Origin of the sequence: Mesorhizobium sp. M1143, assembly GCF_040318435.1 — a bacterium.
Lineage (GTDB): Bacteria > Pseudomonadota > Alphaproteobacteria > Rhizobiales > Rhizobiaceae > Mesorhizobium.
Genome location: NZ_JAMYMJ010000151.1, coordinates 1 through 2,261 on the forward strand (window position 1 = coordinate 1; position 2,261 = coordinate 2,261).

Annotated in this window: 3 protein-coding genes and 2 pseudogenes; all 5 read left to right on the top strand. The window is 59.2% G+C overall.

All coding sequences use genetic code 11. The features are described 5' to 3' along the window. Positions 1 to 96: 96 nt before the first annotated feature. Positions 97 to 222 (top strand): annotated as a pseudogene (locus NKH35_RS31445) (LuxR C-terminal-related transcriptional regulator); the annotation flags it as partial. A 92-nt stretch (positions 223 to 314) separates the two neighbouring features. Further along, positions 315 to 947, top strand: coding sequence for an acyl-homoserine-lactone synthase (locus NKH35_RS31450; protein ID WP_023707030.1), 633 nt, complete (start codon positions 315 to 317; stop codon positions 945 to 947). 22 nt (positions 948 to 969) lie between these two features. Continuing rightward, on the top strand, positions 970 to 1,344 hold the full coding sequence (locus NKH35_RS31455; RefSeq protein ID WP_352461172.1) for a transcriptional regulator domain-containing protein: 375 nt from the start codon (positions 970 to 972) through the stop codon (positions 1,342 to 1,344). A gap of 58 nt (positions 1,345 to 1,402) precedes the next feature. Then, complete coding sequence (locus NKH35_RS31460; RefSeq protein ID WP_023673629.1) at positions 1,403 to 1,813, top strand: DUF2285 domain-containing protein; 411 nt, start codon at positions 1,403 to 1,405, stop codon at positions 1,811 to 1,813. Between the two features lie 170 nt (positions 1,814 to 1,983). Then, a pseudogene (locus tag NKH35_RS31465) lies at positions 1,984 to 2,261 on the top strand (hypothetical protein); the annotation flags it as partial.

Here is a 2,261-nt window from a genome sequence, read left to right on the forward strand (position 1 = left end):
CCCCCTGATCGCCTCATAACAATTCAAGCACAATGTTGCCGAGACTGACGACAGCGCTGCAGCGCTCGCACCACAATTATGAGTCTTGGCCCTAGCCAGCTTCTCGGCGTCTCAAAGCGCACCGTGACCTTTCATCTGGAAAACGCCAAGGCAAAGTTTGGCGTTCGAACGATCAACCAAGCCGTTGCACGAATGGCTGCCTCCGGCCTGACGAGATCCTGATTCTCAGCCACGATACCTGTAAACCTCTACAGGCTGCATCGCTGTCAGCTTTGCCCTTCGATGGCGGGAACACATCCCACATGGAGGCGACCATGATGCAACTGATAGCACCAGACTTTTACAGTGATTTTGCAGGCGAGCTCAAAGAGATGCACGGGCTCAGGTTTCGGGTGTTCAAGGAAAGGCTCGATTGGGAAGTTGATACCGAAGACCAGATGGAATCCGATCCGTTTGATGCTCTCAAGCCTGTCTATCTGCTCCTCAAAGGATCCGACTGGCGAATTCGCGGTTGCGTGCGTCTTTTGCCCAGCACCGGACCCACAATGTTGCGCGACACCTTCCCGGTGCTGCTGGGTGCTGACGTCGTGCCCTCGACCACCGACATATGGGAGAGCAGTCGTTTCGCGCTCGATCTTCCTCCGTCGGCGCCCAAGGCAGCGGGCGGGCTGGCTCAGGCGACCTACGAGCTCTTCGCGGGCATGATCGAGTTCGGCTTGGCCAAGGATCTGACCCGGATCGTAACGGTGACGGACACGCGCATGGAGCGGATCCTCCGCCTTGCTACGTGGCCATTGTCGCGCATCGGAGAACCCAAGTGCGTCGGCAAAACGGAGGCGGTGGCTGGGTTTCTCGAGATTTCCCACGCGAGCCTTTTGCGCATCCGCAGCAGGGGACGTCTGAGCGGACCGGTATTGTGGCAACCGGTTCTAGGCCCGTCAGCATAGCGCCATTGTGGACACCTGTGCCATGAAGGATGCTGGTTTGCCCAAGGAAGCGACGGTCGGCCTTGTATGCTGGCCGGACTGGCGTCGCCAGGACGCTTACCACTACGCCAGACGATTGCCACGCACTGGCTGGGCCTGGGAGTTTCTTCGGCGCAATCCACAATTCCAGCGCGACCACGCCAAAATGGCACCGTCCGCCTGCTTCGTCGGAACCCAGGCCGACATGAAGATAATCGAGTTGACGACAGAATCAGCTTTCCTAAGACAATGGAGCCTCCTTTTTCGCGGACGCGCCACAGTCGGACGCTACATCGGCGAGGGTCTTTTGGGATCCGCGCGATTGCGCCTGTATTCTACGAGCGGCCGCGGAGCCGCTGGGGCTCGACCACGATTTTGAACCGCTTCACCTTTCTTCGCTCTCATGCTGCAAGGACATCCTGCTGACAGCTGCGGGCATGCAGCACGTGCTGCTGAGGGAGAACTGCCGGAGTCTGCAGATCGCCGTTTCCGGTGCGTCCGTCCTCCGCCCGTTGCGGCTATATGTCGACGCAATCCTTCAGCCGCAGCACCTCAAGTTCCATGTCGCTGCCCTTCAGTTCCTGAACGACATCAATGATTGCCGCCGCGTGTCAGCTGCTTGCTTTCCGCCGGAACACCGCGGAGCGCGTCTGCGTATTGTACTGCAGGCTTTGGATGGCTCGCTGGCGGGAGCATCTCATCAGGAGGTCGCCATTGCCTTGTTCGGGAGACGCCGTGTCGAAGAAGATTGGCGTCATCCAGGCGGCCATCTTCGCGATCAGGTACGTCGCGCCATCCAACGCGGCCGCTACCTGATGGGCGGCGGCTACAGACAGTTCCTGAGGTAATTGGAGTGGTTGCGATTGTCTTATACGAACGCGCAACCTCCATTTTCTCACTGCAATGGTGCGTTGCACAAAACGCGGCAAGCGCCTAGTTCTTCCGCGGCGAATCGGGTTTCGGCGAAACACCGGGACCCAACTTCGTCGATAAGTGCATTCATGACCTGAGGACCCCGATGACCGTTATGAACTCCGACAAAGCCGGCGCTGCAAGCCTTGAGACAATCGCGCGAAACGGCAGCATGCTGCGTCGCATAGCCGTACGCATTCCGACCTACCTGTCGGATATTCGCGAGAACCCGGCGTGGCTGCCCATGTTCATGTTGGCGCGCACCATGCCGGCACGGAGAATGCACTGGCGTGGTGCAAAGCCGGTCCGAAGGCCGCAAAGAGCCCAGGACACGATGTTTGCCGGTGTCAATTGCCACGACGTTGTCGACGCGCTGCGGATGGA

Excerpts from the sequence above, each read along its gene's own strand:
- NKH35_RS31450 (WP_023707030.1), top strand. The coding sequence starts at position 315 with ATGATGCAACTGATAGCACCAGACTTTTACAGTGATTTTGCAGGCGAG.
- NKH35_RS31455 (WP_352461172.1), top strand. The coding sequence starts at position 970 with ATGAAGGATGCTGGTTTGCCCAAGGAAGCGACGGTCGGCCTTGTATGC.
- NKH35_RS31460 (WP_023673629.1), top strand. The coding sequence starts at position 1,403 with ATGCAGCACGTGCTGCTGAGGGAGAACTGCCGGAGTCTGCAGATCGCC.